This window comes from Microbacterium sp. UBA3394 (assembly GCF_002358725.1).
Classification (GTDB): domain Bacteria; phylum Actinomycetota; class Actinomycetes; order Actinomycetales; family Microbacteriaceae; genus Microbacterium; species Microbacterium luteum.
The window spans coordinates 1-4,684 of record NZ_DEPK01000076.1; the positions used below are offsets into that span (position 1 = coordinate 1).

Here is a 4,684-nt window from a genome sequence, read left to right on the forward strand (position 1 = left end):
CTCGGGGTGCGTGTCGACCGCACGCGGCTCCTTCTCGTCGTCTCGGCAGTCGCCCTGGCCTGCTTCGCCACCGCCACGACCGGGCCGATCGCCTTCGTGGCCTTCCTCGCCGGACCGATCGCCACCCGGATCGTCGGCGCGGGCGCATCCGTGGTCGTCCCGGCCGCGCTCACGGGATCGTGCCTCGTGCTCGCGGCCGACCTCCTGGGCCAGTTCGCCTTCGACACGAAGTTCCCGGTGGGCGTCATCACCGGCATCCTCGGAGCTCCCTACCTCCTGTACCTGCTCATCCGTACCAGCCGCCGCGGAGGCTCTTCATGACCCACGCACACCAGCTCCGCACGGAGGGCCTCGTCGCCGGATACGCGGGCGCCGTCATCGTCGACGACGTCGACCTCGACGTGCCCGCGGGCAGGATCAGTGTGATCGTCGGCGCGAACGCGTGCGGCAAGTCGACGCTGCTCAAGACGATGTCGAGGCTGCTCGCGCCGGAGAGCGGTACGGTCGTCCTCGACGGCCGTCGCATCGACCAGATCCCCACCAAGGAACTCGCCCGATCGCTCGGACTGCTCCCGCAGCAGCCGATCGCCCCCGAGGGCATCGTGGTGTCGGAACTCGTCGGACGCGGGAGGCACCCGCACCAGAAGCTCTTCCGGTCCTGGACGACCGATGACGACGTCGCGGTCGCGCACGCCCTCGACGCGACCGGCGTGAGCGACCTCGCCGACCGCCCGATCGACGAACTGTCCGGCGGACAGCGGCAGCGCGTGTGGATCGCCATGGCACTGGCTCAAGAGACGGGCGTGCTGCTGCTGGACGAGCCGACCACCTTCCTCGACGTCAGTCACCAGGTCGAGGTGCTCGACCTGCTCACCGATCTGAACCGCCGGCGGGGCACGACCATCGTCATGGTCCTGCACGACATCAATCTCGCGGCGCGATACGCCGACCATCTGTTCGCCCTGAGACGCGGTCGACTCGTCGCGAGCGGACCGCCGTCGGAGGTCATCACCCGGGAGCTCATTCGCGACGTCTTCGACCTGGACTCCCTCGTCATCGCCGACCCGGTCTCGGGATCTCCGATGGTCCTCCCCCGCGGACGCCACCACATCCTCGACCCCCTGGACGGAGTGACACCATGACAGACAAGCCCTACCGGTTCTTCCGGGTGCGCCTGACGGCCATCAGCGACCTGACCCCCAGCTTCCGACGCTTCACCTTCACCGGCGACGACCTGGACGATTACGGCGACCCGGGCTTCGATCAGCGGATCAAGCTCATCTTCCCCACCGTGACAGCACCGCTGGAGGCGATGCCGACCGGAGACGACTGGTACGCGCAGTGGCGGGAGCTCCCGTCGGACACCCGCCCCCACATCCGCACCTACACCACGCGACGCGTGCGTCACGACCTGCGAGAGGTGGATGTCGACATGGTCGTGCACGACGTCACGGGCCCCGCTTCCCAATGGATCGACGACGCGCGGATCGGCGACGAGCTGCTGATCCTCGCTCCGTCCACGGCCGCGACCGGCGTGAGCTTCGGCATCGACTTCGTCCCGCCTGAGCGCACCGACGCCGTTCTGCTCGTTGGAGATGAGACCGCGGCCCCCGCCATCGCGGTCATCCTCGAACAGCTCCCGCCGGAAGCTCGCGGACACGTCGTCCTCGAGCTGCCCGAGCCGGCCGATGCGGCCTACATGCCGACCCATCCCGGGTTCGGGATGTCCATCGGCCACCGCACCGCCGACACGCGGCACGACTTCCTCACCACGACCGTGCCGCAGGTCGCCGAACGTCTCGCGCCCGGCGGGACGGGAGCCGACGTCGAAGAGATCGACATCGACACCCAGCTCCTCTGGGAGGTGCCGCGCACGGCCAAGGGCGGCGCCGCCTTGAGGAGCGCACCGCTCTACGCGTGGCTTGCCGGGGAAGCCGGCGGCATCAAGGCGCTCCGTCGTCACCTCGTCAGTGAGCGCGGCGTGGATCGCCGAGCGGTCGCCTTCATGGGCTACTGGCGCCTCGGCCGCGCCGAGATGTGAGAAAGGGCGCGACCGCGCAAGCGGTCGCGCCCTTCACCTCCGTCACGAGGAGCGCGCGTCAGATCGCGAAACCGAGGGCACGCATCATGTCGCGCCCATCGTCGGTGATCCGCTCCGGACCCCACGGCGGCATCCAGACCCAGTTGATCCGGAATCGATCCACCACGGCGTCGAGCGCCTGCGCGGTCTGCTCCTCGAGCACGTCCGTCAGCGGGCAGCCGGCGGACGTGAGTGTCATGTGGATCACGAGGGCGTCGTTGTCATCGTCCCACGCGAGGTCGTAGATGAGCCCCAGATCGACGACATTGATCCCGAGCTCCGGATCCATGACGTCTTTGAGCGCTTCGGAGACCTCGTCGTACTTCTCGGTCGTGAGCGTCACGGTCATGTAACGATTCTACGCGCCGGCGTCGACGGTCGGCTCAGCGACCTGCGGAACGAAGCGATCGTAGCCCTCGTCCTCCAGCCGGTCGGCAAGTTCCGGGCCGCCCTCCTCGACGATGCGGCCCTTGACCATCACGTGCACGTGATCGGGCCGGATGTAACGCAGGATGCGGGTGTAGTGGGTGATCAGGAGCACACCGAGGTCGGTCTGCTCCTTCGCCCGGTTGACACCCTCGGAGACGATCTTGAGGGCGTCGACGTCGAGCCCGGAGTCAGTCTCGTCAAGCACGGCGAGCTTCGGGCGGAGCAGCTCGAGCTGCAGGATCTCGTGGCGCTTCTTCTCGCCGCCGGAGAAGCCCTCGTTCACGTTGCGCTGCGCGAACGTCGGGTCCATCCGGAGATTCGTCATCGACTCGCGGACGTCCTTGGTCCACGAGCGGATCGCGGGGGCCTCGCCGTCGATGGCGGTCTTGGCGGTGCGGAGGAAGTTCGTCACGGTCACCCCGGGGATCTCCACGGGGTACTGCATCGCCAGGAAGAGCCCGGCGCGGGCGCGCTCGTCGACGGACATCTCGAGCACGTCCTCGCCGTCGAGAGTGATGGATCCGCCCGTCACGGTGTACTTGGGGTGTCCGGCGATCGTGTACGCGAGCGTCGACTTTCCCGACCCGTTCGGGCCCATGATGGCGTGCGTCTCGCCCGTTCGGATGGTCAGCGTGACGCCGTTCAGGATGGGGGTGGCCCCCTTCTCGGTCTCGACCGTCACGTGCAGGTCGCGGATCTCGAGGACAGTCATGATGTGTTCCTTCGTCAAGTCAGGTCTTTGGTCACGGCCGGATCGATCATCACGTCGTCGCCGTCGATCTCGACGACGTAGACGGGGACCGGTTCGAAGGCCGGAAGGTTCTGAGGTCTGCCGGTGATGAGAGAGAACGCCGAGCCGTGCGCCCAGCATTCGAGGGTGTCCCCCTCGACGAATCCTTCGGACAGCGAGATGTCGCCGTGGGTGCAGGTGTCGCCGATCGCGTGAACGACGCCCTCGGCATCCAGGACGACCGAGATCGGCACGCCGTCGAGCTCCACGCGGTGCGCGGTGTCCTGCTCGAGCTCGCTCAGCGAACAGGCTCGCTGTGCGCTCACGCGGCGCCGTCCTCGAGCTCGCGCTCGATTGCGGCCGTCAGCTCGTCCTGCAGCGCCGGGATGCCGATCCGCTGCACGATCTCGGACAGGAAGCCGATGACGACGAGCCGACGCGCCTCGTCCTCGGCGATGCCGCGAGCCTGGAGGTAGAACAGCTGCTCGTCGTCGAAGCGACCCGTCGCACTGGCATGCCCGGCGCCCTGGATATCGCCCGTCTCGATCTCGAGGTTCGGGATCGAGTCGGCTCGTGCACCGTCGGTGAGCACGAGGTTCCGGTTCGCCTCGTACGAATCCGTTCCCACCGCATCGGGACCGATCAGCACATCGCCGATCCAGACGCTCCGGGCGGAAGCCCCCTGCAGAGCGCCTTTGTAGAGAACGTCGCCGACGGTGTGAGGGCCCTTGTGGTGCAGGTACACCTGGCTCTCGAGGTGCTGACCCGAGTCCGCGAAGGACAGCCCGTACAGGCGCGCCTCGGAGCCCGGACCGGCGAGTTCGACCGACGGGTTCACCCGCACGACGGAGCCGCCGAAGGTGACGACGACGTGCGTGAGCGTCGCGTCCTTGTCGACTCTCGCCTGATGCGATGCGGCGTGCACGGCGTCGTCGTCCCATCGCTGGACGGTCACGAGCTTCAGCGTGGCGCCGTCGCGGACGATCACCTCGACGTTCTGCGCGTAAGCCGCCGATCCGCTGTGGTCCAGGACGACCGTGGCGCGGGAGTTCGGAGCCGCCTCGATGACCAGATGCGCGTTGCCGTGACGCTCGGCGCCCGCGCCGCGGAGCGAGAGGACGAACGGTTCGTCGAACTCGCCGCCGTCGGGCACGCGCAGGTGCAGCGCGTTCGCGCCCCGCTTCCATGCGATCGCGCTGATGAGATCCTCGGGCCGGAAGACCTCGCCCCGCGGTCCGGCATCGTCAGCGGCCGCGGCCACGATGAGGTCGGCGATCGTTTCGCGGTCGTCGGAGACGGCCGGTTCTCCCTGCCCGTCGGTCTCCTCGTCGACGAACAGGGTCGCGAGGCGGTCGAGCGGCGCGTGGCGCCAGTTGACCTCGCGGCCGGTGGGACGCTCGAAGTCCGCGGGGTCGAACGACGTCGGTCGCTCTGAGCGAGTCTGA

At 68.3% G+C, this 4,684-nt stretch carries 7 protein-coding genes; 3 read left to right on the top strand and 4 right to left on the bottom strand.

Translation table 11 applies throughout. The features are described 5' to 3' along the window. The 3 genes from B4E30_RS04410 to B4E30_RS04420 all read left to right on the top strand — a co-directional run. On the top strand, window positions 1-321 hold a 321-nt coding region (locus tag B4E30_RS04410; protein ID WP_286793665.1), incomplete at its 5' end, for an iron chelate uptake ABC transporter family permease subunit. Continuing rightward, entirely contained in the window at window positions 318-1,142 is an 825-nt protein-coding gene (locus B4E30_RS04415) for an ABC transporter ATP-binding protein (RefSeq protein WP_286793666.1), read from the top strand. The genes B4E30_RS04410 and B4E30_RS04415, both read left to right, overlap by 4 nt. Further along, window positions 1,139-2,041, top strand: a complete 903-nt coding sequence (locus B4E30_RS04420) for a siderophore-interacting protein (protein ID WP_286793667.1) — start codon at window positions 1,139-1,141, stop codon at window positions 2,039-2,041. Before B4E30_RS04415 ends, B4E30_RS04420 begins: the two co-directional genes overlap by 4 nt. A gap of 58 nt (window positions 2,042-2,099) precedes the next feature. Here the strand turns inward: B4E30_RS04420 and B4E30_RS04425 are convergent, their stop codons facing one another. From B4E30_RS04425 to sufD, 4 genes are all read right to left on the bottom strand, one after another. Then, window positions 2,100-2,429 carry a metal-sulfur cluster assembly factor gene (locus tag B4E30_RS04425; RefSeq protein ID WP_071043576.1) on the bottom strand — a complete coding sequence of 110 codons (330 nt, stop codon included), beginning with the start codon at window positions 2,427-2,429 and terminating at the stop codon, window positions 2,100-2,102. A gap of 9 nt (window positions 2,430-2,438) precedes the next feature. Beyond that, a complete protein-coding gene (gene sufC, locus B4E30_RS04430) occupies window positions 2,439-3,221 on the bottom strand; it encodes a Fe-S cluster assembly ATPase SufC (protein ID WP_071043577.1) in 783 nt (260 codons plus the stop codon). Between the two features lie 14 nt (window positions 3,222-3,235). Next, window positions 3,236-3,565, bottom strand: a complete 330-nt coding sequence (locus B4E30_RS04435; RefSeq protein ID WP_071043578.1) for a non-heme iron oxygenase ferredoxin subunit — start codon at window positions 3,563-3,565, stop codon at window positions 3,236-3,238. Beyond that, window positions 3,562-4,684: Fe-S cluster assembly protein SufD (gene sufD, locus B4E30_RS04440; RefSeq protein ID WP_286793668.1), on the bottom strand; the 1,123-nt coding region annotated here is incomplete at its 5' end. The genes B4E30_RS04435 and sufD, both read right to left, overlap by 4 nt.

Coding starts and splice junctions, on each gene's coding strand:
- B4E30_RS04415 (WP_286793666.1), top strand. CDS start 318: ATGACCCACGCACACCAGCTCCGCACGGAGGGCCTCGTCGCCGGATAC.
- B4E30_RS04420 (WP_286793667.1), top strand. CDS start 1,139: ATGACAGACAAGCCCTACCGGTTCTTCCGGGTGCGCCTGACGGCCATC.
- B4E30_RS04425 (WP_071043576.1), bottom strand. CDS start 2,429: ATGACCGTGACGCTCACGACCGAGAAGTACGACGAGGTCTCCGAAGCG.
- sufC (WP_071043577.1), bottom strand. CDS start 3,221: ATGACTGTCCTCGAGATCCGCGACCTGCACGTGACGGTCGAGACCGAG.